At 69.5% G+C, this 20,568-nt stretch carries 21 protein-coding genes; 11 read left to right on the top strand and 10 right to left on the bottom strand.

Annotated features, from left to right (window positions below; all coding sequences use genetic code 11):
* Window positions 1–5: 5 nt before the first annotated feature.
* The 6 genes from BW39_RS23550 to BW39_RS23575 all read right to left on the bottom strand — a co-directional run bounded on the left by BW39_RS23550 (window position 6) and on the right by BW39_RS23575 (window position 5,464).
* Window positions 6–764 carry a class II aldolase/adducin family protein gene (locus BW39_RS23550; protein ID WP_016454137.1) on the bottom strand — a complete coding sequence of 253 codons (759 nt, stop codon included), beginning with the start codon at window positions 762–764 and terminating at the stop codon, window positions 6–8.
* Between the two features lie 31 nt (window positions 765–795).
* Window positions 796–1,341 (bottom strand): MarR family winged helix-turn-helix transcriptional regulator, encoded by a 546-nt coding sequence (locus BW39_RS23555; RefSeq protein ID WP_043824612.1) that lies wholly within the window; start codon window positions 1,339–1,341, stop codon window positions 796–798.
* Window positions 1,342–1,503: 162 nt separating this feature from the next.
* A complete protein-coding gene (locus BW39_RS23560) occupies window positions 1,504–2,739 on the bottom strand; it encodes a dienelactone hydrolase family protein (protein WP_016449084.1) in 1,236 nt (411 codons plus the stop codon).
* 59 nt (window positions 2,740–2,798) lie between these two features.
* The gene (locus BW39_RS23565) at window positions 2,799–3,326 is read right to left on the bottom strand and encodes a flavin reductase family protein (RefSeq protein WP_043824614.1); all 528 of its coding nucleotides are present in this window, start codon (window positions 3,324–3,326) and stop codon (window positions 2,799–2,801) included.
* Between the two features lie 14 nt (window positions 3,327–3,340).
* Window positions 3,341–4,636: a styrene monooxygenase/indole monooxygenase family protein gene (locus tag BW39_RS23570; protein ID WP_043824616.1), complete on the bottom strand. Its 1,296-nt coding sequence runs from the start codon at window positions 4,634–4,636 to the stop codon at window positions 3,341–3,343.
* Window positions 4,637–4,672: 36 nt separating this feature from the next.
* Window positions 4,673–5,464, bottom strand: coding sequence for an SDR family oxidoreductase (locus BW39_RS23575; protein WP_043824618.1), 792 nt, complete (start codon window positions 5,462–5,464; stop codon window positions 4,673–4,675).
* Window positions 5,465–5,656: 192 nt separating this feature from the next.
* Here BW39_RS23575 and BW39_RS23580 point away from each other — a divergent pair, with 192 nt between their 5' ends.
* Window positions 5,657–6,664 carry an AraC family transcriptional regulator gene (locus BW39_RS23580; RefSeq protein ID WP_016454133.1) on the top strand — a complete coding sequence of 336 codons (1,008 nt, stop codon included), beginning with the start codon at window positions 5,657–5,659 and terminating at the stop codon, window positions 6,662–6,664.
* Between the two features lie 18 nt (window positions 6,665–6,682).
* Here BW39_RS23580 and BW39_RS23585 read toward each other — a convergent pair whose 3' ends face one another.
* From BW39_RS23585 to BW39_RS23600, 4 genes are all read right to left on the bottom strand, one after another.
* Window positions 6,683–7,453: an SDR family oxidoreductase gene (locus tag BW39_RS23585; protein ID WP_013803947.1), complete on the bottom strand. Its 771-nt coding sequence runs from the start codon at window positions 7,451–7,453 to the stop codon at window positions 6,683–6,685.
* A 138-nt stretch (window positions 7,454–7,591) separates the two neighbouring features.
* On the bottom strand, window positions 7,592–8,395 hold the full coding sequence (hpaH, locus tag BW39_RS23590) for a 2-oxo-hept-4-ene-1,7-dioate hydratase (RefSeq protein WP_043824680.1): 804 nt from the start codon (window positions 8,393–8,395) through the stop codon (window positions 7,592–7,594).
* A 10-nt stretch (window positions 8,396–8,405) separates the two neighbouring features.
* Window positions 8,406–9,092, bottom strand: coding sequence for a flavin reductase family protein (locus tag BW39_RS23595; protein WP_012203713.1), 687 nt, complete (start codon window positions 9,090–9,092; stop codon window positions 8,406–8,408).
* Between the two features lie 44 nt (window positions 9,093–9,136).
* On the bottom strand, window positions 9,137–9,595 hold the full coding sequence (locus BW39_RS23600; protein WP_017404212.1) for a VOC family protein: 459 nt from the start codon (window positions 9,593–9,595) through the stop codon (window positions 9,137–9,139).
* Between the two features lie 151 nt (window positions 9,596–9,746).
* On the opposite strand from BW39_RS23600, the gene BW39_RS23605 reads away from it, so the two are divergent.
* The 10 genes from BW39_RS23605 to BW39_RS23650 all read left to right on the top strand — a co-directional run bounded on the left by BW39_RS23605 (window position 9,747) and on the right by BW39_RS23650 (window position 20,396).
* On the top strand, window positions 9,747–10,319 hold the full coding sequence (locus BW39_RS23605) for a MarR family winged helix-turn-helix transcriptional regulator (RefSeq protein WP_043824620.1): 573 nt from the start codon (window positions 9,747–9,749) through the stop codon (window positions 10,317–10,319).
* A 267-nt stretch (window positions 10,320–10,586) separates the two neighbouring features.
* Window positions 10,587–11,402: a MetQ/NlpA family ABC transporter substrate-binding protein gene (locus tag BW39_RS23610; protein WP_016449091.1), complete on the top strand. Its 816-nt coding sequence runs from the start codon at window positions 10,587–10,589 to the stop codon at window positions 11,400–11,402.
* Window positions 11,403–11,449: 47 nt separating this feature from the next.
* A complete protein-coding gene (locus tag BW39_RS23615; protein WP_043824623.1) occupies window positions 11,450–12,256 on the top strand; it encodes a MetQ/NlpA family ABC transporter substrate-binding protein in 807 nt (268 codons plus the stop codon).
* Between the two features lie 23 nt (window positions 12,257–12,279).
* Window positions 12,280–13,473, top strand: a complete 1,194-nt coding sequence (locus BW39_RS23620; protein WP_043824624.1) for a methionine ABC transporter ATP-binding protein — start codon at window positions 12,280–12,282, stop codon at window positions 13,471–13,473.
* On the top strand, window positions 13,445–14,107 hold the full coding sequence (locus BW39_RS23625) for a methionine ABC transporter permease (protein WP_012203707.1): 663 nt from the start codon (window positions 13,445–13,447) through the stop codon (window positions 14,105–14,107). Before BW39_RS23620 ends, BW39_RS23625 begins: the two co-directional genes overlap by 29 nt.
* Before the next feature lie 83 nt (window positions 14,108–14,190).
* A complete protein-coding gene (locus BW39_RS23630) occupies window positions 14,191–15,483 on the top strand; it encodes an SfnB family sulfur acquisition oxidoreductase (RefSeq protein WP_043824626.1) in 1,293 nt (430 codons plus the stop codon).
* Between the two features lie 5 nt (window positions 15,484–15,488).
* Window positions 15,489–16,766, top strand: a complete 1,278-nt coding sequence (locus BW39_RS23635) for an SfnB family sulfur acquisition oxidoreductase (RefSeq protein WP_043824682.1) — start codon at window positions 15,489–15,491, stop codon at window positions 16,764–16,766.
* Between the two features lie 25 nt (window positions 16,767–16,791).
* Window positions 16,792–17,616, top strand: coding sequence for a MetQ/NlpA family ABC transporter substrate-binding protein (locus BW39_RS23640; protein ID WP_012203704.1), 825 nt, complete (start codon window positions 16,792–16,794; stop codon window positions 17,614–17,616).
* A 25-nt stretch (window positions 17,617–17,641) separates the two neighbouring features.
* Window positions 17,642–19,006, top strand: a complete 1,365-nt coding sequence (locus BW39_RS23645; RefSeq protein WP_043824668.1) for an LLM class flavin-dependent oxidoreductase — start codon at window positions 17,642–17,644, stop codon at window positions 19,004–19,006.
* 88 nt (window positions 19,007–19,094) lie between these two features.
* Window positions 19,095–20,396, top strand: coding sequence for an acyl-CoA dehydrogenase family protein (locus BW39_RS23650; protein ID WP_043824632.1), 1,302 nt, complete (start codon window positions 19,095–19,097; stop codon window positions 20,394–20,396).
* Window positions 20,397–20,568 lie beyond the last annotated feature (172 nt).

Below are 20,568 nucleotides of genomic sequence, written 5' to 3'. Positions count from 1 at the left end.
CGGGTTCAAAGATCGAGATAGCTGCTGTCGCGCCGGTTCACGCGGCGCACCAGGTGGTCGAACACATCGCGGGCACCGCCGTGGCTGTCGTTGAAGGTCAGCGAGTCCTCGTTGCAGCGCTGGGCCATGGCGTCGGAGACCATGCGCGGCGCGCCCATGGACAGGGTGGCCATCTGCACGTCGCAGGCGCGCTGCAGCGTCCACAGCACCACGAAGGCCTGGGGAAGGTCGCTGCCCCAGCTGAGCAGGCCATGGTTGCGCAGGATCACGGCCTTGCGGTGGCCGATGCTGGCCAGCAGGCGCGGCCCTTCGTCGGCATGGATGGTGATGCCCTCGAAGTCATGGTAGGCCACCATGCCGTGCAGCTGGGCGCTGTAGAAGTTGCTTTGCGACAGGCCCTGCTCCAGGCAGGCCACGCCCATGCCCGAGGTGGTGTGCGTGTGCATCACGCAGTGCGCGCCCGGCAGTCCGTCGTGGATGGCCGCATGCACGACGAAGCCGGCCGGGTTGACCGGATGCCGCGAGCCGTCCAGCACCTCGCCGCGCACATTGATGCGCACCAGGTTGCTGGCCGTGACCTCTTCGTAGTGCAGGCCGAAGGGGTTGATCAGGAACTGCTTTTCACCGCCCGTCACGCTGTCGGGCAGGCGCACCGTGATGTGGTTGTAGATCAGTTCGTCCCAGCCCAGCATGGCGAAGACGCGGTAGCAGGCGGCCAGTTCGATGCGGGCGGCCCGCTCATCAGGGTGCATGGAGCAATTCATGGTGTGGGTTCTGAGGTGGGTCGTGGGGAAATCAGGCATCCAGCCCCTGGTCCAGCCCCTGGTCCAGCGCTTGGGAGGCACGGCCCAGCTTGTCCAGGATGCGGTCCAGCATGGCGCGCTCCTCGGCCGTCAGGGCATTGAGCAGGGCCGCCTGGTAGGGGCGTGCGCGGGACAGCACCTCGTCGAAGAGCGCCTGCCCTGCTTCGCTCAGCTGCAGCAGGTGGCGGCGCGCGTGCTGCGGATCGGCGCGGCGCAGCACCCAGCCCCGGTCGATCAGCGGCTGCAGCGCGCGGCTGATCTGGGCCTTGTCCATCAGGCTCAGGCGCGACAGCGCGCTGGCATGCAGCTCGCCGTGGCGCTGGATCTGGCCCATGAGCCGCCACTCGGTCAGCCCCACGGGCGATGCCGGCGCGATGTAGTGGCGCGTCACCTGGGTCTGCAGCGCATTGGACAGCGCGCCCAGGCGGAAGGTGATGAAGTCCTCCAGCGCCAGCGTCTGGCTGCAGACCTGCGTGTCCGGTGCAGGGCCGGTGGCGGCATCGGCGGCAGGGATCGTGGATGTGCGTGGGCGGGGCATTGGGCGGAGGGAACCGGGCGGCGACGGCGATTGCGATTGCGATTGCGATGGCCGCATGATCCACCAATGTTGACATATCAACATTGGTGGCAACCCTGAGAGCCCTGACGGCCTGCAGGCCGCCAGCGGGCGCAGGGTGAAACCCATGCGCCCGCGCCGCGCTCAGCGCTTGAGCAGTTCGTTGGAGGGCAGTGTCTCGTCCAGCAGCTTGCGCGCCGTCTCCACGCCCGCCACGGGCAGCAGCGCCGGGTCCAGCAGGCCCACCTGCACCAGCACGCTGGCCTGGTCCCAGTAGATGTGCTCGTGGTAGAGCTTGTCGCCACGGAACTTGACCACGGCCAGCAGCGGGATCTCCACGCGCCGCCCCGTGGGACGCACGCCGGGCAGCATCCACGGGATCTCGGTGGTGTGCGTGAAGCAGAACAGCATCTCGTCCACCACCTGCGAGGCCCCCACCGTGCGTGAAATCGGCGTCAGCGATGTGTCGGGCGGATTGCTGTTGACGAAGTGGTTCGTATAGAAGGCGTGCAGGTTGCTGAAGCCCACGCCGCCGGTCATGGTCGGGATGTGGTTCACATAGGGCTCGGCCACCATGGTGGCCATGGTGTCGTCCACGTTGCGCGTGGCGAACTCGTACTCGCAGTGCTTGTCCCACAGCGCGGCCAGGTCGAAGTGCGGGCCGATGGCGGACTTGAGCGTGGCAATGCTGCGTTCGTGCGCCATCAGGGCCGAGGCGCGGTGGAAATGGTCGCCGCCCTTGCGCGCGAAGGCATGGTCCACGCCCGGATAGACATGCACGGCCACGCCGGGACGCCCGCCCAGCGCCTGGACGATGCGCTGGCGCGCCTCGGGCGGGCAGAAGGCGTCGAGCTCGGCCACATGCAGGGTGAGCGGGCAGCGGATGCGCTCGGCCTCGTCCAGCGCCGCCTCGATGCCCACGCCGTAGTAGCCGACCACCGCATCGGCATCGGTGCGGCAGGCGGCCAGGTAGGCCAGCTTGCCGCCCAGGCAAAAGCCCAGCACGCCGGCCTTGCCGTCCGTGACCTCAGGGCGCTGGCGCAAGGCGTTCAGGCAGGCCTGGATGTCCTGCACGCCCAGGGCCTCGTCGAATCCCTTGTAGAAGCCGAAGGCGCGCTCCCAGTCCGCCGGCGTGTAGCCCAGTTCCACATCGGGCTGCTGGCGCCAGAACAGGTCGGGCACCAGCACCACGTAGCCTTCTTCGGCGTAGTAGTCGGCCACCTCGCGCATGGTGGCGTTGACGCCGAAGATCTCCTGCGCCAGCACCAGGCCGGGGCCGCTGCCCGAGGCCGGCACGGCCAGGTAGGCGTTGAAGCTGCCGCTGCCGTCCAGCGCGTTGATGCGCACATGGCGGCTTGCCGGGGGTTCTTTCTGCTGCATGGGTCTGTCTCCGTTTCAAAGGGTGGGGAAAGCTGCGGTGCCGCTTTTTTCATGACCCGTCATACGCATTCGGGGTGCCGCACCGTCACCTGATAGTAGCCCGCGTGAAAGGCCAGGGGCTCGCCATCGAAGCGTTCGCAGCGCTCGACCTGGCCGATGAAGATGAGGTGGTCGCCGCCATCGTATTGCCGGACGTTGCGGCAAACGAAGCGGGCCAGCACGCCATCGATCAGGGGCACGCCGGCCGGGCCTTCCGCGCAGTCCAGGCCGCCGAACTTGTCTTGCTGCGGCGTGGAAAAGCGCCGCGACAGAAGGTGCTGGCCCGCAGCCAGCACGTGGATGGCGAAGTGGCTGGCGCCCTGGAAATCGCAGACGCTGGGCGCCTGGCGCGCCAGGCTCCACAGCACCAGCGGCGGGTCCAGCGAGACCGAGGAGAACGAGTTGGCCGTCATGCCCACGCGCCGCCCGTCCGGCGCGCGCGTGGTGATGACGGTCACGCCCGTGGTGAACTGGCCGAAGGCCTTGCGCAGCTCGCGCGGATCGAAGGAGCAGGCCGGGGCGGCGGCCGGGGTGTCGCATGTGCTCATGGCGGCCTCTGCGGCTAGGCGGGGACGGCTGCCATGGCGGCGATGGCCGCGCAGCTGTCGATGTAGTGGTCCGCCTCGCCCGCGTCCGCGAACCAGGGGAAGAAGGTGCGCGGGTCATCGAAGCCGTTGGCAAAGGCGCTGGCCAGCGGTGCCAGCGTGCCCGCGCTGGCCAGCAGCTTGAGCACATGGGGTGGCGGTGGCGCCAGCAGCATGTTGGTCCACTGCGTGACCCATTGCGCATAGCCGAACCAGTAGCGGTCGAAGGTCTGCTGCATCCAGGCGGCGTCGAATGCGCCATTTCCGTCACCATGGCCGTCACCATTGCTGCGCGCCAGGATGCTGCGCAGATAGGTGTCGGCGCACTTGGCCGCGTTGTTGGAGCCCTGGCCCGTGATGGGGTCGTTGAGCACCACCACGTCGCCCATGCCCAGCACCTTGCGTCCTGACGGCAGCGTGGCCACGGGCTTGCGCACCGTGGGGGCGAAGCGGCCCGCGAGGATGCCGTTGTCATCGGTCAGCGCAATGTCGCGGCAGCGCTCGGCCTCCCAGGGCACGAAGGTGTCGAGGATCCAGCGGCTGCGCTCCAGGTGCTGCTCCGGTGTCTTCACATCGCCCCAGCAGTCCATGGGGCCGCCGGGCACGCCCTCGAACACCATGATCTCGCAGGGCCCCGTGGTCGTCAGCGCCGGGAACACGAAGTACTCGCCCACGCCCGGCAGCAGGTTGAAGGACACGGCGGAGAACGGCTCGCGCGGCTTCATGCCCGTCACATAGGTCAGCGCCAGCGCGCGCTGGGGCTGGTCGAAGCGCGAGCGGTGGGCATCGCGCTCGAACAGCCTCGATATCTCGCCCTTGCCGCTGGCGACCAGGGTCAGGTCATGGCTGCGCGTGCATTCCTCCAGCTCGGCGATGCCCGCGTCCTTGAGCACCAGCTCGCCGCCCTGGCGGCGGAAGTCGTCCATCCATGCGGGGATCTTCAGGCGCTGGTCCACGGACTGCGCGCCCGCGTTCAGACGCGCCGCCCAGTCGATGGCCTTGTCGACCGATTTCCCGCCCTGCTGCGCCGGCTGTGGCACGCACAGGCTGATGCCCTCGACCACCGGGCATTCGCGCGACCAGCGGTCCAGGCCCAGGCCGCGCTCTATCTGCAGCGCGCTGTCGAACATGCACTGGCTGGACATGACCCGGCCCTGGGCGATGTCCTGCGCCGTGCGGTTGCTCAGTATCGTGACCTGATGGCCCGCGGCCAGCAGGCCCAGGCCCAGTTGCAGGCCCGACTGGCCGGCTCCGACGATGGCGATTTTCTTCATGGCTGTCTCCTTGCGGCTCCGTGTCCGTACTGCGTACTAGTCCATCAATTGGGGAATGGCGGCCACGGCGCGCTCAGGCCCCATGGCGCCGTAGCCGCCGTCCACCGCGTAGTCGGCGCCGGTCACGAAGCTGGCATGGTCCGAGCACAGGAACAGCACCACCTGCGCCACCTCGTGCGGATCACCCACGCGGCCCAGCAGGTGAAAGGGCGCGGCCACGCGGTCGGTCTTGGCGCGGTCGCCGCCACTGAGCCGGTCCATCACCGCCGACCAGGTCCAGCCCGGACAGACGCTGTTGACGCGGATGCCATCGGCCGCCAGGTCCATGGCCATGCTGCGCGTGAGCTGCTTCATGGCCGCCTTGCTGGCCGGGTAGAGCCAGCGCCCCGTCTGCGCGGCCTCGGAGGAGATGCTGGTGAAGTTCACCACGGCCCCGCCACCGGCAGCCACCATGTGCGGGTGCACGGCCTGCAGCATGGCCACGGCGCTGGCCACGTTCACGTTGAACGAGGCCAGCCAGTCGGCACGCGGCGACTGCATGCCCTCATCCACATAGGAGCAGGCCAGGTTGACCAGGATGTGCACGCCGCCGTGCCGGCTGCATGCCTGCTGAACGCAGGCGGCGACCTGCGCGTCGTCGGTGATGTCGGTGCGCACGAAAAGCGCGCCCTCGCCCAGCGCATCGGCCAGCACCTGGCCGTTGTCGGCATCGATGTCGGCAATGACCACCTTCACGCCGGCCGCGTGCAGCGCACGCACCACGCCGGCGCCTATCAGGGTGGAGCCGCCGGTGACGATGGCGCTTTTGCCTTCGAGTCCCTTGAACATGACGCTTGTTCTCCCGTGTGGATGCCAGGCCGGGCTGGCCTGTGCAGCACACGTTACGGGGGGCCGGGCCGCGCAGGCATCCGGCAAGCGCAGGCGCTGTCCCTGGCGCGCAGAAATTGGCTCCCGGGGAATGGTCCGAATTGTGGGAGCGGGTGGTTTTTGCTACGTTCTGCCCAGCCTATGGAACACGCCATGCACACACCGCTGCCGCTGCAGCGCTACCGGCTTTTCGAGAGCCACGACATGGACGAGGCCCGCGAAAGCGTGGCGCGCGTCTTCTGTCCGCATGGCCTGGGCATGCTGCGCCCGCGCGCCGAGCTGGACGCCTGCCACCACAGCGCGCCGCTTTCCCGCAACGTCAGCCTGAACTATGTGCAGTACGGTCCCGGCGTGCACATCGAGCCCGGCTACCTGCGGGACTTCTTCCTGCTGCAGATTCCCCTGCGCGGCAGTGCCGAGATCCGCTGCGGCGCGCAGCAGGTGGATGCCACGCCGCGCCTGGCCTCCCTGCCCTCGCCGACCGAGCCGCTGTCCATGCGCTGGGCCGACGACAGCCCGCACCTGATCGTGCGCATGGCCCGCCCGGCCCTGGTGGCGCGGCTGGAGGCGCTGCTGCAGGCGCCCGCAGGCCGGCCCCTGGTGTTCGATCTGGGCGTGCCGCTGGACCAGCCGGCGCTGGCACCGCTGGTGCATTTCATCGACTGCCTGCGGCACACGCTGGATGCGGGCAACGCCCTGCAGGCCACGCAGGCACTGGCCCAGCATGCGGAGGAATACCTGCTGACCAGCCTGCTGATGTCGGCCACGCACAGCCACAGCCGCGCACTGGCCGGGGACAGCCGACGCAGTTTGCTGCCGCGCGGCGTGCGCAAGGCCCAGGAGTACATGCAGGCCCATGCCGACCAGCCCCTGTCGCTGGCCGATGTCTGCCGCGAGGCCGGCTGCAGCGCGCGCACGCTGCAGGCCGCCTTCCGCCAGCACGCGGGCATGGGGCCCATGGATTTCCTGCGCCAGCTGCGGCTGGACCGGGTGCGCGCCGAACTCCAGGCAGCCAAGGGCCCGGGCGTCGCAGCCGGATCCGGCGTGCGCGACGTGGCGCAGAAATACGGCTTCCTGCACCTGGGCCACTTCGCGGCCCAGTACCGCAGCCGCTTCGGCGAGCTCCCGTCCGAGACGGCGAGCCGCCGCGTGCAGGCCTGAGGGCCTGCCTTTGCCGTTTCAGCCCCGGCCCACGAAGGGCATCTTGGTGGCCATCACCGTGTGGAACAGCACATTGGCCTCCAGCGGCAGGCTGGCCATGTAGAGCACGGACTGGCCCACCACATCCGCGTCGATCAGCGGCTCCACCGCGATCTCGCCATTGGCCTGGGGCACGCCCTTGGCCATGCGCGATGCCAGCTCGGTCATGGCATTGCCAATGTCGATCTGGCCCACGGCGATGTCGTAGGCACGGCCGTCAAGCGCAGCGGTCTTGGTCAGGCCCATGACGGCATGCTTGGTGGCCGTGTAGGCGCTGGAATTGGGGCGCGGCGCATGCGCGGAGATGGAGCCGTTGTTGATGATGCGGCCGCCGCGCGGCGACTGGTCGCGCATGGTGCGAAACGCCTGCTGCAGGCAATAGAACATGCCGTTGAGGTTGACATCGACCACCTCGCGCCACTGCTCGGGCGTCCAGTCCAGGAAGGAGCCAGGCGGATTGCCCCGGCCCGCGTTGTTGAACAGCAGGTCCACGCGACCGAAGCGCTGCACCGTGCGCGCGAACAGCTGCTCCACGGCAGCCGGGTCGCTGACATCGGTGGCAATGCCCAGCATGCGCTCTCCTGCGCCGTACTTTGCCTGGGCCTCGGCGCAGGTCTCATCCAGCGGCGCCTGGCGGCGGCCTGCCACCACCACCTGGTAGCCGGCGCCCGCCAGGGCCAGCGCCACGGCCTTGCCCACGCCGGTTCCTCCGCCCGTGACCACGGCCGTCTTTGCGTTCTTCATCTCCATTGCTTGTCCATCCTGTAGTGCATGTGTTGCAGCCGCCGCCCGCGCACCGGTGGCGGGCGGCGCCGCTGCATTGTCGGCGACGCGCCGGGCCTGCGGACTGTGCCGCAGGCGACACCATCGCCACACTGCGGACGAAGCTCAGGCAAAGCGCCAGGCAATGGAGCCCAGCGGCCCGTAGTCCACATGGAAGCTGTCGCCGGCCTGGGCCGTGACGGGCCGCGTGAACGAGCCGGCCAGCACCACCTGGCCTGCGTCCAGCTGCTCATCCCATTGCGCGAGCCGGTTGGCCAGCCAGGCCACGCCCGTGGCCGGATGGTTGAGCACGGCGGCCGCCACGCCGGACTCCTCGATCACGCCGTTGCGCTGCAGCAGCGCCGACACCCAGCGCAGGTCCACCGCGTCGGGGCGCACGGGCCGCCCGCCCATGACGATGCCGGCATTGGCCGCGTTGTCGGCTATGGTGTCGCGCACCGTGCGCATGGCCTGGTTATCGCGGTCCTTTTGCTCGATGCGGGCGTCGATGATTTCCACGGCGGGCACCACCCAGTCGGTGGCGGCCAGCACATCGCACAGGGTGACGCCCGGCCCCTTGAGCATGCGGCCCAGCACGAAGGCCAGCTCCACCTCCACGCGCGGAGCGATGAAGCGCGCAAAGGGAATGTCGCCGCCGGGCTCGAAGAACATGTCGTCCAGCAGGGTGCCGTAGTCGGGCTCGGTGATCTGCACGGCCTGCTGCATGGCACGCGAGGTCAGGCCGATCTTGTGGCCCCTGACCGTGCGGCCCTCGGCGCGCTTGAGCCGCATCCAGGCGCGCGAGATGGCGTAGCCGTCCTGCACCGTCATGTCCGGATGGCGGCGGGAAAAGTGCCGGACCTGCACGCGGCTTTTTTCGCTGGCGTGCAGCTCGGCCGCCAGGCTGTCTATGGTGTGTTGCGCAAGCATGGGCGGCCCTTCAGCGCGCGGCGGCGCCATCGTCGGCCCAGGCCAGGTAGCTGTCGGACACGCCCTGGCGCTGCATGGCATCCCACTGCGCCACCGAAGGCGTGGGCATCTGGAAGGCATCGCCCACGCGGCCATACCAGCCGGGGTTCTGCAGCCGCGCGATCAGCTCCATGGGCGCGGGGTCGAAGTACATGAGCTCGCCATCGACCACGGCCGCATCCATGACATGGGCGGCCAGCACGTCGGCCAGCACCAGGCTGCGCACGCCGTCGATATCGATGATCTGGCGCACGCGGCACTCGAAGGACGCAGGGCTGTCCACGATGCGCGGCGCCTTCACCCGCCGTGCATCACCCAGGACCAGGCCGGCCTGCGCCGACTCGTCCACCTGCGCGCCGAACTCTATGGCCGTCACCGCCATGCGGCGCGCCAGCGGCTCGGACACCAGGTTCACCACGAACTCGCCCGTGGCCGCGATGTTGCGCGCCGTGTCCTTGAGCACGCCCTGGCGCGAGCCTATGCACACGCACAGCAGCGGCGGATCGCCCGACATGGCGTTGAAGAAGGAAAACGGCGCGACGTTGACCGTGCCGTCCCCGTCCACCGAGCTGATCCAGGCGATGGGACGGGGCAGAACCAGGGAGTGCAGGATGTTGCTGCGCTGCTCGCTGTTGAGCGATTGCATTTCAAAGTACATGGGATTCCGGAGGGGAGGGGAAGGGAAAAAGGGAGGGCGTCGCGTCACTCGTTGCCGGCGCGCGCCGCGTCCTGCTCGGCCTGGGCGATGCCGGGGGCGCGCGCATTGGACTGGTGCAGTTCCACCAGGTTGCCGGCCGGGTCGCGCAGGAACAGTTGCTTGAGGCTGGGCGATGCCACGTTGTCCAGCGTGAAGTAATCGACGCCGCGCGCCAGCAGCTCCTGCTCGGCGCCGAGGATGTCGTCCACGGCCAGCGCGATGTGGTTGGACACGGGGTCCTTGCCCGGGCCCTGCGCATAGCGCGACGGCCCCTCGCTGCCGAGGATGTGCAACTGGCTGCCGTTGGGCAGGTTGATCCAGGAGCCGTAGATGCCGGGGATCTTCCAGCGCGCGGCGTCCTGGGGCAGGTTCAGCACTTCGCGGTAGAAGTCGAGCATGGCGTCGGCCTGGGCGTGGTTGACGCCGAATCCGACATGGTGGAGTTCCAGAACTTTGATGGGCATGGGATGTCCTTGCATATTTGTGTGCCGCCAAATAATACGCTTAACGTACTATACACAAAGCGTAATATATGAAAGCCGTAAAATCAACCGCCCTTTCTTCTCCCGCCTTCAACCCGGTTTCACCCGCCTTCACCCGCTTCCATCCACTCCCATGAGTCCGCGCAAGACCGCTGCCGCACCGGCCCCCGAATCCACCCCCCTCGCCAACGCCCCCGAAGCGCTGCGCCCGCACCTGGCCCTGATGGCCGAGACCGCGCGGCCCGGCACCGACACGCCGGCCGCCGGCCTGGGCCTGCTGCTGCTGTGGCTGGCCGATGATGTGGAGCAGCGCGCCAACGCATCGCTGCAGGCGTTCGGCCTGTCCGAGAGCAAGCTCGACGTGCTCATGATCTTCGGCCTGGCCGAGCGCGGGCTGCTGGGCGACACGGTGGTCACGCCGTCCTATATTGCCAGCTACGTCGGCGTGACGCGCTCGTCGGTGACGGGCCTGCTGGACTGGCTGGAAAAGCGCTCGCTGCTGGCGCGCAGCCTGAGCCAGGAAGACCGCCGCAGCTTCGACCTGGCGCTCACCGACCAGGGCCGCGAGGTGCTGGCCCGCGCGCTGCCGGCCTTCTGGCGCATGTGCGAGTCCCTGGTCGACTACCTGGACGAGGGCGAGCGTGCCAGCCTTCAGTCCATCCTCTTCAAGGCCTGGACGAGGATGAAGGCGCAACAGGGCGCTTGATCCTGGGAGCGCGGCATGCCGCCCTGGCTGCCGCAAGCCTGCGCAGCCGGCACGGTGCCATATTTCGCGCGGGCATAAGCTCAATCTTGCCTGTGCAAAATTTCCTTTGCGATCAATGCCTTGCGCCGCACATGGCTCGCTATAAGGAAATGTGAATTCCGTCGTGGTGCGCGCCGGGGCCGGGTGTTGCAATGCCTTCAGAGGCCATGCCGGCAGGCGCCATGTGGGCGCCGGCGCCGGGCCTGGCCGAGCTGGAGGAACCACGCCTTGCCCACGCGCAGAAACACATTGCTCTGGTCGCTCGCCGCCACGCTGGCGCTGCCCGGCCTTGCGGCGGCCGCCGCGCTGAAGATAGGCGTCACGCCCGGCTCGCTGGCCGACTCCGTGGAGGTCGCCGCCAAGGAGGCGCGCGCCCAGGGGCTGGACGTGCAGGTCATCGAGTTTACCGACTGGACCACGCCCAACACGGCACTGGCGGCCGGCGACATCGACCTCAACTACTTCCAGCACCAGGCCTTCCTGGACAACGCCATCCGCGAGCGCGGCTATGCCTTCACCAGCGTGGCCACGGGCCTGCTGCCCAACATCGGCCTGTACTCGCTCAAGACCCAGCGCTTTGCCGACCTGAAGGAGGGAGCGCGCGTGGGCGTGGCCAACGACCCCGTTAACCAGGGGCGCGGCCTGCTGCTGCTGGAGAAGGCCGGCCTGATCCAGCTGCGCGAAGGCAAGGGCCCGCGCGCGGGGCTGGACGACATCGTGTCCAACCCGCGCAGGCTGCGCTTTGTCGAGATCGAAGGGCCGCAGCTGGTGCGCGCGCTGGACGATGTGGACCTGGCCCAGGGCTACCCGGCCCACTTCGTCAACGCCGGGCGGCCGCAGGTGGCCGGCAATGCGCTGCTGTATTCGGGCATTGACGACCTGTACTACGCCATCCGCTTCGTCTCGCGCCAGGACAACGCCCGGGACCCGCGCATTGCGCAGTTCGTGCGCATCTACCAGACCTCGGGCGCCGTGCAGGCGCAGATCCACAAGTCATTCGCCGCCAACGACAGGCTGTACAGCCTGCCGTGGCGCAAGCCGTGACGCGGCCCCTTCCTGCCTTTTTCGAACCTTTTTTTCCGGAGATCCCGATGAAGCTTTCCCGTGCCCTGATCGCCCCGCTGGCCGCCCTGGCCCTGTTCTCCGCCCACGCTGCCGACAAGCTGCGCATCGGCGTGGTGCCCGGCGCCTACGCCGACTCGGTGGCCGTGGCCGCCAAGGAGGCCAAGGCCCAGGGCATCGATGTGCAGGTGGTGGAGTTCACCGACTGGACCACGCCCAACGTGGCCGTGGACTCGGGCGACCTGGACATCAACTACTTCCAGCACCAGCCCTTCCTGGACAACGCCATCCAGAAGAACGGCTACAAGCTGGCCAGCGCGGGCACGGGCATCCTGGCCAACGTGGGCCTGTACTCGCTCAAGCACAAGGCCATCGCCCAGGTGCCGCAGGGCGGCAAGGTGGGCATTGCCAACGACCCCGTGAACCAGGGCCGCGGCCTGCTCTTGCTGCAGAAGGTGGGGCTGATCAAGCTCAAGCCCGGCGTGGGCTACCTGGGCAGCCTGGACGACATCGTCGAGAACCCGAAGAAGCTCAGCTTCGTCGAGGTCGAGGGGCCGCAGCTGGTGCGCATCACGGGCGACGTGGACATCGCACAGGGCTACCCGCACTTCATCGTGGCGGCCAAGGCCTTCGATCCTTCCAGCGGGCTTGCGTATTCGGGCATCGAGGACGCGCGCTTTTCCATCCAGTTCGTGGTCAAGGCCAACCGCACGCAGGACCCCGTGGTGCAGAAGTTCATCCGCATCTACCAGAGCTCCGATGCGGTGAAGGCCGAGGCCCAGCGCGCCTTCTCCAACGACAAGCGCCTGTACAACCTGGCCTGGGTCAAGCCCTGAGCGGCGCGGGGAGGACTTCAGCCATGTCAACCAGCATTGCAGCCAGGCAGCCCCTGGCGGACAGGCCGGCCCACGAGGCGGACAGGCCGGCCCATGAGGCGGGCAGGCGCTCATCGGCAGCGGCCGGCACCACGCGGGAATCCATCCGTGGACCCGGCGCCGTGGCCTTCAGCGGCGTGGGCAAGACCTACCAGTCTTCGGCCGGGCCCGTACAGGCGCTGGACGCGATCAGCCTGGAGATCGCGCCGGGCAGCATCTTCGGCATCATCGGGCGCAGCGGCGCGGGAAAGTCCAGCCTGCTGCGCACCATCAACCGGCTGGAGCAGCCCAGCAGCGGCCAGGTGCGGGTCGACGGCGTGGACATCGGCACGCTGGACGAATCGCAACTGGTGCAGCTGCGCCGGCGCATCGGCATGATCTTCCAGCACTTCAACCTGCTGTCGGCCAAGACGGTGCATGACAACGTGGCCCTGCCCCTGCAGGTGGCGGGCCTGCCGCGCGCACGCATCGATGCGCGGGTGAAAGAGCTGCTGGCCCTGGTGGGCCTGCAGGAGAAGGCAGACACCTATCCGAGCCGGCTGTCTGGCGGGCAAAAGCAGCGCGTGGGCATTGCCCGCGCCCTGGCCACCGACCCCGAGATCCTGCTGTGCGACGAGGCCACCTCGGCCCTGGACCCCGAGACCACGCAGTCCATCCTGGAGCTGCTGCGCACCATCAACCGCAAGCTGGGCATCACCATCATCCTGATCACGCACGAGATGAGCGTGATCCGCGAGATCGCCGACCGCGTGCTGGTGCTGGAGCAGGGCCGCATCGCCGAGCTGGGCGAGGTCTGGAAGGTCTTCGGCAACCCGCAGCACCCGGCCACGCGCGCCCTGCTGGCACCGCTGCAGCATGGCCTGCCCGACGACCTGCGCCAGCGCCTGCTGAGCACCGCGCCCGCAGGCCGCCACGAACGCATCCTGCAGCTGACCTACCGCGGCGAGGACGGGCTGGAGCCCGACTTCCCGCGCATCGCCCAGGCCCTGGGCGGCCGGGTTCGCCTGCTGCATGGCGGCGTGGACCGCATCCAGGGCCATGCCCAGGGGCAGCTGCTGATCGCGCTGGGCGGCGGCACGACCGCGCATGACTGGCACACATTGACGCAGGGCCCGGCGGCCATTGCGCATGACATCAAGGATCTCGGATATGTCGCTGAATCTGTCCATTCCCATTGAGCGCTACGGCAACGCGCTGGCCGACACGCTGATGATGGTCGGCGTCTCGGGCGGCATCGCGCTGGCGGCGGGCATTCCGCTGGCGGTGCTGCTCATCGTCACCGCGCCCGGCGGCTTCCTGGCCTCGCCGCGCACGCACCGCGCGCTGGGCAGCGTGATCAACGGCTTCCGTGCCACGCCCTTCATCGTGCTGCTGGTGGCGCTGATCCCGTTCACGCGGCTGGTGACGGGCACCACCATCGGCGTGTGGGCGGCCATCGTGCCGCTGGCCATCAGCGCCACGCCGTTCTTTGCGCGCATCGTCGAGGTCAGCCTGCGCGAGGTCGATCCCGGCCTCATCGAAGCCGCCCAGGCCATGGGCTGCCGCAAGTGGGACATCGTGCGCCACGTCTACCTGCCCGAGGCCCTGCCCGGCATCGTGGGCGGCTTCACCATCACCCTGGTGGCGCTGATCAGTTCCTCGGCCATGGCCGGCGCCGTGGGCGCGGGCGGCCTGGGCGACCTGGCCATCCGCTACGGCTACCAGCGCTTCGACACCCAGGTGATGCTGCTGGTGATTGCCGTGCTGATCGCGCTGGTCACCGTGGTCCAGGTGCTGGGCGACCGCTACGTGCGCCGGCTGCGCAGCCGCTGACGCTGAAAACAGGCACCACGCCTTTCCCTCCGGGGCCGCCGCCTGGCGGCCCTCTCCCCACCGACTCAGCAACGAGGCACGGAATGACCACACCGGATGCCCTGGGCGCAGCCTTGCCCGGCAACACACACCACACCCCGGGCGGGGCGCTGCGGCGCCTGCCCCTGCCGCCCTCCACCCCGCACCGCATCACCAGCGAGGCCGAGGCCCTGCAGGCCGCCCAGGCCCTGGCCGATGAATGGCGCGTGAACGCAGCGGCCCGCGACCACGAGCGGCGCCTGCCCTGGCAGGAAATCGAGCGCTACACGGCCAGCGGGCTGGGCGCCATCACCGTGCCCCGCGCCTACGGCGGCCTGGGCGCTTCCTACGAGACGCTGGCCCAGGTCTTCGTCACGCTGTGCGCGGCCGACCCTTCGCTGGGCCAGATTCCGCAGAACCATTTCGCCGTGCTGCAGAACCTGCGGGACATGGGCAGCGAGCCCCAGAAGCGCCGCTGGTTCGCCGACGTGCTGGCCGGCCACCGCCTGGGCAATGCCGGGCCGGAGCGCAAGGGCCGCGCGGCCCATGTGCTGGAGGCCACGGCGCGCCTGTCGCGCGATGCCGCAGGCGGCCTGCGCGTCAGCGGCACGCGCTTTTACTCCACGGGCTCGGCCTTCGCGCACTGGGTGCCGTTTCGCGCCCAGGACGAGGAGGGCCGCATCGTGCAGGTCTGGGTGCGGCGCGATGCGCCGGGCGTGACCGTGTTCGACGACTGGGACTCCTTCGGCCAGCGCACCACGGCCAGCGGCAGCGTGCAGCTGGACCAGGTGCAGGTACAGCCCGAGGACGTGGTGCCTGCCTGGCAGTTCGAGGCCACGCCCTCGCTGTCCGGCCCGGTGTCGCAGCTGATCCAGGCCTCCATCGACGCGGGCATTGCCCAGGGCGCGCTGCGCGACGCGGTGGACTTCGTGCGCGACAAGAGCCGGCCCTGGATGGACTCGGGCGTGGCGCGTGCCAGCGACGATCCTCACCTCATCCACGAGGTCGGCCAGCTGCAGATCGAGGTGGACGCGGCCCATGCCGTGCTGCTGGAGGCCGCGCGCGCGCTGGATGCGCTGGCTGCAGCGGCTGGTGGCGCGGTGGACGAGCAGGCCAGCGCCCAGGCCTCGGTGGCCGTGGCCGAGGCCAAGATCCTCACCACCGAGGCCGCGCTGCAGGCCGGCGAGCACCTGTTCGCGCTGGCCGGCTCCTCGGCCAGCCGCGCTGCCCACCGCCTGGACCGCCACTGGCGCAACGCCCGCGTGCACACGCTGCACGACCCCGTGCGCTGGAAATACCACCTGCTGGGCAACTACCTGCTCAACGGCGCCCTGCCGCGCCGCCACCAGTGGAACTGACCGCCATGACACAGACATCGACCCAAGAGCTGCAGGCCCTGGCCTCCACACCGGGCAGCCAGCCCGCTCCCGCAGCGCCTCCGGCCCGGCCCGCCCACATCATCGGCAGCGAGGCCGAGGCCCTCGAAGCGGCCAGCCGCTTTGCCGCCCTCATCGGCCCCGGCGCGCTGGCGCGCGACCGCGACCGCCTGCTGCCCTGGCAGGAGGTGGAGCAGTTCAGCCAGAGCGGCCTGTGGGGCATCACCATTCCCCGGGAGTACGGCGGCGCGGGCGTGTCCACGGCCACGCTGGCGCGGGCCATTGCCCTGATTGCGGCGGCCGATGGCAACTTCGGCCACATTCCGCAGAACCACTATTACTCGCTGGAAGTGCTGCGCGTGGGCGGATCGCCCGCGCAAAAGGCCTTCTTCTATGACCGTGTGCTGCGCGGCGAACGCCTGGGCAATGCGCTGGCCGAGATCGGCCACCGCGACTTCCAGCGCCGCACCCGGCTGCTGCGCGAGAGCGGCGGCTGGTTCGTGCAGGGGCGCAAGTTCTATTGCACGGGCGCCCTGTTCGCGCACTGGATTCCCACCCTGGTCAGCGCGCAGGAAGAGGCGCCGGGGCAAGGCGAGCGCATGTATCTGGTCTTCATCCCGCGCGATGCGGCCGGCGTCACCGTCACCGACGACTGGGATGGCTTTGGCCAGCGCGTGACGGGCAGCGGCTCGGTGCAGTTCGACCGCGTGCGCGTGGAGCCCGAATGGGTGGTGCCCTTCACCAGTTCCTTCGAGCGGCCCACCACCATCGGCCCCTTTGCCCAGATCATCCATGCCGCCCTGGACGCGGGCATTGGCCACGGCGCGCTGCAGGCTGCCCTGCCCTTCATCCGCGAGCATGCGCGGCCCTGGGTGGACGCGGGCGTGGCCAGCGCCACGCAGGACCCGCTGCTGCTGCAGCAACTGGGCAATGTCCACGTGCGCCTGCGCGCCGCCGATGCCCTAGTGGCCCGCGCGGCCCTGGCCGTGGACGCCGCCCAGCGCGCGCCCACGGACGACAGCGTGGCCGCCGCCTCGGTGGCCGTGGCCCAGGCCAAGGCGCTGAGCACCAGCGCCAGCCTGCTGGCGGGCAGCAAGCTGTTCGAGCTGGCGGGCACGGCCTCCACCCTGGCGGGACAGGGCCTGGACCGCTTCTGGCGCAACGCGCGCACCCACACCCTGCACGACCCCGTGCGCTGGAAATACCACGCCGTGGGCAACTACGTGCTCAACGGCATACGCCCGCCGCGCCATGGCGCGCTCTGACCTTTATCAACGACACAGGAATGCAATGATGACAACGACCTCCCCCACACTCTGGCCCCGGCTGGCCGCCTTCCTGGGCGCTGCCCTGCTCGCGGGCAGCGCCCTGGCCGCGCCCCTGAAGATCGGCGTGGTGCCGGGCATCTTCGCGGACTCGGTGGAAGCCGCCGCCAAGGAAGCCAAGAAGCAGGGCCTGGACGTGCAGGTGGTGGAATTCACGGACTGGGCCACGCCCAACGTGGCGCTGGACGCGGGCGACATCGACCTCAACTACTACCAGAACAGCAACTACCTGGCCAATGCAGCGCGCAGCAAGGGCTTCAAGTTCACCAGCGTGCAGGCGGGCATCCTGTCCTACCTGGGCCTGTACTCCACGCGCCACAAATCCCTGGCCGACCTGCCCACGGGCGCCAAGGTGGCCATTGCCAGCGACCCCGTCAACGTGGGCCGCGGCCTGCGCCTGCTTCAGCACGCGGGCCTGATCACGCTGCGCCCCGACACCGGGCTGCTGGGCACCCAGGCGGACATCGTCTCCAACCCCAGGAAGCTGCAGTTCGTGGAGATCGAAGGCCCGCAGCTGGCGCGCACCACGCCCGACGTGGACCTGGCCCAGGGCTTTCCGTACTTCATCATCGCCTCCAAGGCCTTCGATGCCAGCAAGGGCCTGGCCTACACCAGCTACGAGGACGACTCCTGGGCCATCCAGTTCGTGGCCCGCAGCGACCGCGCGGCCGACCCGCGCATCGCCCGCTTCCTGGACATCTACAAAAACTCCGACGTGGTGCGCAAGACCATCCACGCCTTCTACCTGAACGACCAGAAGCTCTACCGCCTGGCCTGGTTGAAGAACTGACGCAACGGACTGCAGGACCCGCCCCATGACGCAAGCCAAGCGCCACATCCACGTCAACGCCTTCAACATGAACTGCGTGGGCCACATACACCACGGCCTGTGGACCCATCCGCGCGACCGCTCCACCGAGTACGGCACGCTGGCCTACTGGACCCACATCGCCAGGGTGCTGGAGGAAGGCCTGTTCGACGGCATCTTCATCGCCGACGTGGTCGGCTACTACGACGTCTACCAGGGCGGCGTGGACCTGACCCTGCGCGAAGGCATACAGCTGCCCGTCAACAACCCCTGGCTGCTGGTCTCGGCCATGGCGGCGGTGACGCGGCACATCGGCTTCGGCCTCACGGCCACCGTGGGCGCGCACCAGCCCTATACCTTCGCGCGCGACGTGACCACGCTGGACCAGCTGACCAATGGCCGCATCGGCTGGAACATCGTCACCGGCTATGTGGACAGCGGCGCGCGCGGACTGGGCCAGAACGGCCTGGCCGAGCACGACAGCCGCTACGACCGGGCCGACGACTTCCTGGAGCTTTCCTACAAGCTCTGGGAAGGCAGTTGGGAAGAGGGTGCCGTGATCGCCGACAAGGCGCGGCGCATCCACGCCCTGCCCGACAAGGTGCACCCGGTGGTGCACGAGGGGCCGTTCTACCGCGCCAACGCCATCCACATGAGCGCGCCTTCGCCCCAGCGCACGCCCGTGCTGTTCCAGGCCGGCACCTCGCCGCGCGGGCTGCGCTTTGCGGGCCGGCATGCCGAGGGCATCTTCATCGGCGCGCGCACGCCCGAGGCCGCGCGCGAGGCCTCGCGCCAGCTGCGCCAGGCCGCCGTGGACGCGGGCCGGCGCCCCGAGGACATCAAGATCTACGCCGGCGTGGCCGTGGTGCCCGGCCCCACCGAGGCCGAGGCGCGCGAGAAATACGCCGACTACCTGGCCCACGCCAGCGCGGAAAGCGGGCTGGCCCACTTTGCCGCCAGCACCGGCGTGGACTTTGCGCAGTACGGGCTGGACGACCCCATCTCCTTCGGCAACACCAACGCCATCCAGTCGGCGGCGCAGGCCGCGCAGAAGCAGGGCTGGACCACGCGGCGCAAGCTGCTGGAGCAGTTCACGCTGGGCAGCCGCTACGCCACCATCGTGGGCGACCCGTCCCAGGTGGCCGACGAGCTGGAGCGCTGGATCGACGTGGGCGAGATCGACGGCTTCACCCTGACCCGCATCGTCGCGCCCGAGACCTGGGAAGACTTCGCCCGCCTGGTCGTGCCCGAGCTGCAGAACCGGGGCCGCTACCGCACCAGCTACGGCGACGACGCCACGCTGCGCCAGCGCCTGTTCGGCCAGGGCGACCGCCTGCCCGCCAGCCACGCCGCCGCGCGCTGGCGGCGTTGAAGTCCTTAGCCACCCTCCCCCACCGGCCCGTGGCCCGGCTCTGCCTTGCAGGCAGGCCGGGTTGGCGGGCCTTTGAATTTGCAAAGCCATGACCACCACCCTCCCCTGCGCCACCGAGCCTGCGGCCTACGCGGCGCCCGGCCCAACCACAGACGGCCCGGCCGATCCCGACGCGCCCTCGCTGCCATCCCTGCAGGCGCGCTTTCGCCCTGTGTTCGACCGCATCGCCCAGGGTGCGGCCGAGCGCGAACGCACGCGCAGCCTGGCCCATGAACCCATCGCCTGGCTGCGTGACAGCGGCTTCACCGCGCTGCGCGTGCCGCGCCGCCTTGGCGGGGCCGGCGCCAGCGTGGAGCAGCTGTTCGCGCTGTGGACCGAGCTGGCCGAGGCCGACTCCAACGTCGCCCAGATCCTGCGCCCGCACTTCGGCTTTCTGGACCGCGTGCTCATCGACCGCGATGCCGCCACCCAGGCCCGCTGGCTGCCGCTGGCCGCGCGCGGCGCCGTGTTCGGCAATGCCACCACCGAGGTCGGCGCAGGCACCCTGGGCACGCTGCAGACCACCCTGGTGCCCGACACGCAGCCCGGCTGGTGGCGGCTGGACGGGCGCAAGTTCTACAGCACGGGCACGCTGTATGCCGACTGGGTGACCGTGGTGGCGCGCGCGGTGGAGCCGGGCAAGGAGGACCAGACCGTGCACGCCGTCGTGCCCACCTCGGAGGCCGGCGTGCAGCGCTTCGATGACTGGCGCGGCTTTGGCCAGCGCCTGACCGGCTCGGGCACCACCGTGCTCAGCCAGGTGCGCGTGCCCGACGACGCCGTGATCCGCTTCCCGCGCGCCCAGCCCACACCCCTGGTGGCCTATTTCCAGCTGGCCCACCTGGCCACCCTGGCCGGCATTGCCCGGGCCTTGCAGCGCGATGCCATCGCCTATGTGCAGGCGCGCCGCCGCGTGTTCAGTCACGGCAGCGCCACCCTGCCCAAGGACGATCCGCTGGTGCAGCACATCGTCGGCCAGCTGGCCGGCACGGCCTACATCGCGGGCCTGGCCGTGGCCGACGTGGCCGCCGAACTGGGCCGCATCGCGCGCGAGCGCGAGGCCGGGCGCGAGGTGCCGCTGCAGCAGCTGCATGCCCTGGAGCTGCGCACGGCCCAGGCCCAGGTGGCCGTGGTCGATCCCGTGCTGCAGGCGGCCGCGCGGCTGTTCGAGGTGGGCGGCTCCAGCGCCCTGTCCGAAGACCTGGCACTGGACCGCCACTGGCGCAATGCGCGCACCCTGGCCTCGCACAACCCCGTGCTGTACAAGGCCCGCTCGGCGGGCGACATCCTGCTCAACGGCGCCGACCCCATCTACTACTGGCACGTGGGCGTGACGGGCGTGGCGGGCTGAAGGCCCTTGCGCGGCCGCGCTGCGCAGGGACGGGCGCAGCGGCCGTGCGCATATCGCCAGAACGCATTAGCACATGCCATGCGCCACAAAATTCCTTTCAGAAACAAGCACTTGCCAAGGCACCCAAACCGATAAGCAAATGCGTTAAGTTTCTTTCGCCATACCGGCGTTC

Origin of the sequence: Delftia sp. RIT313, from assembly GCF_000632165.1 — a bacterium.
Classification (GTDB): domain Bacteria; phylum Pseudomonadota; class Gammaproteobacteria; order Burkholderiales; family Burkholderiaceae_C; genus Comamonas; species Comamonas acidovorans.
This window is presented reverse-complemented; position numbering and strand designations above follow the sequence as displayed.

What these genes read in the sequence shown, in the direction of transcription:
- BW39_RS23550 (WP_016454137.1), bottom strand. Translation starts at nt 764, where the DNA reads ATGAATTGCTCCATGCACCCTGATGAGCGGGCCGCCCGCATCGAACTG.
- BW39_RS23555 (WP_043824612.1), bottom strand. Translation starts at nt 1,341, where the DNA reads ATGCCCCGCCCACGCACATCCACGATCCCTGCCGCCGATGCCGCCACC.
- BW39_RS23560 (WP_016449084.1), bottom strand. Translation starts at nt 2,739, where the DNA reads ATGCAGCAGAAAGAACCCCCGGCAAGCCGCCATGTGCGCATCAACGCG.
- BW39_RS23565 (WP_043824614.1), bottom strand. Translation starts at nt 3,326, where the DNA reads ATGAGCACATGCGACACCCCGGCCGCCGCCCCGGCCTGCTCCTTCGAT.
- BW39_RS23570 (WP_043824616.1), bottom strand. Translation starts at nt 4,636, where the DNA reads ATGAAGAAAATCGCCATCGTCGGAGCCGGCCAGTCGGGCCTGCAACTG.
- BW39_RS23575 (WP_043824618.1), bottom strand. Translation starts at nt 5,464, where the DNA reads ATGTTCAAGGGACTCGAAGGCAAAAGCGCCATCGTCACCGGCGGCTCC.
- BW39_RS23580 (WP_016454133.1), top strand. Translation starts at nt 5,657, where the DNA reads ATGCACACACCGCTGCCGCTGCAGCGCTACCGGCTTTTCGAGAGCCAC.
- BW39_RS23585 (WP_013803947.1), bottom strand. Translation starts at nt 7,453, where the DNA reads ATGGAGATGAAGAACGCAAAGACGGCCGTGGTCACGGGCGGAGGAACC.
- hpaH (WP_043824680.1), bottom strand. Translation starts at nt 8,395, where the DNA reads ATGCTTGCGCAACACACCATAGACAGCCTGGCGGCCGAGCTGCACGCC.
- BW39_RS23595 (WP_012203713.1), bottom strand. Translation starts at nt 9,092, where the DNA reads ATGTACTTTGAAATGCAATCGCTCAACAGCGAGCAGCGCAGCAACATC.
- BW39_RS23600 (WP_017404212.1), bottom strand. Translation starts at nt 9,595, where the DNA reads ATGCCCATCAAAGTTCTGGAACTCCACCATGTCGGATTCGGCGTCAAC.
- BW39_RS23605 (WP_043824620.1), top strand. Translation starts at nt 9,747, where the DNA reads ATGAGTCCGCGCAAGACCGCTGCCGCACCGGCCCCCGAATCCACCCCC.
- BW39_RS23615 (WP_043824623.1), top strand. Translation starts at nt 11,450, where the DNA reads ATGAAGCTTTCCCGTGCCCTGATCGCCCCGCTGGCCGCCCTGGCCCTG.
- BW39_RS23620 (WP_043824624.1), top strand. Translation starts at nt 12,280, where the DNA reads ATGTCAACCAGCATTGCAGCCAGGCAGCCCCTGGCGGACAGGCCGGCC.
- BW39_RS23625 (WP_012203707.1), top strand. Translation starts at nt 13,445, where the DNA reads ATGTCGCTGAATCTGTCCATTCCCATTGAGCGCTACGGCAACGCGCTG.
- BW39_RS23630 (WP_043824626.1), top strand. Translation starts at nt 14,191, where the DNA reads ATGACCACACCGGATGCCCTGGGCGCAGCCTTGCCCGGCAACACACAC.
- BW39_RS23635 (WP_043824682.1), top strand. Translation starts at nt 15,489, where the DNA reads ATGACACAGACATCGACCCAAGAGCTGCAGGCCCTGGCCTCCACACCG.
- BW39_RS23640 (WP_012203704.1), top strand. Translation starts at nt 16,792, where the DNA reads ATGATGACAACGACCTCCCCCACACTCTGGCCCCGGCTGGCCGCCTTC.
- BW39_RS23645 (WP_043824668.1), top strand. Translation starts at nt 17,642, where the DNA reads ATGACGCAAGCCAAGCGCCACATCCACGTCAACGCCTTCAACATGAAC.
- BW39_RS23650 (WP_043824632.1), top strand. Translation starts at nt 19,095, where the DNA reads ATGACCACCACCCTCCCCTGCGCCACCGAGCCTGCGGCCTACGCGGCG.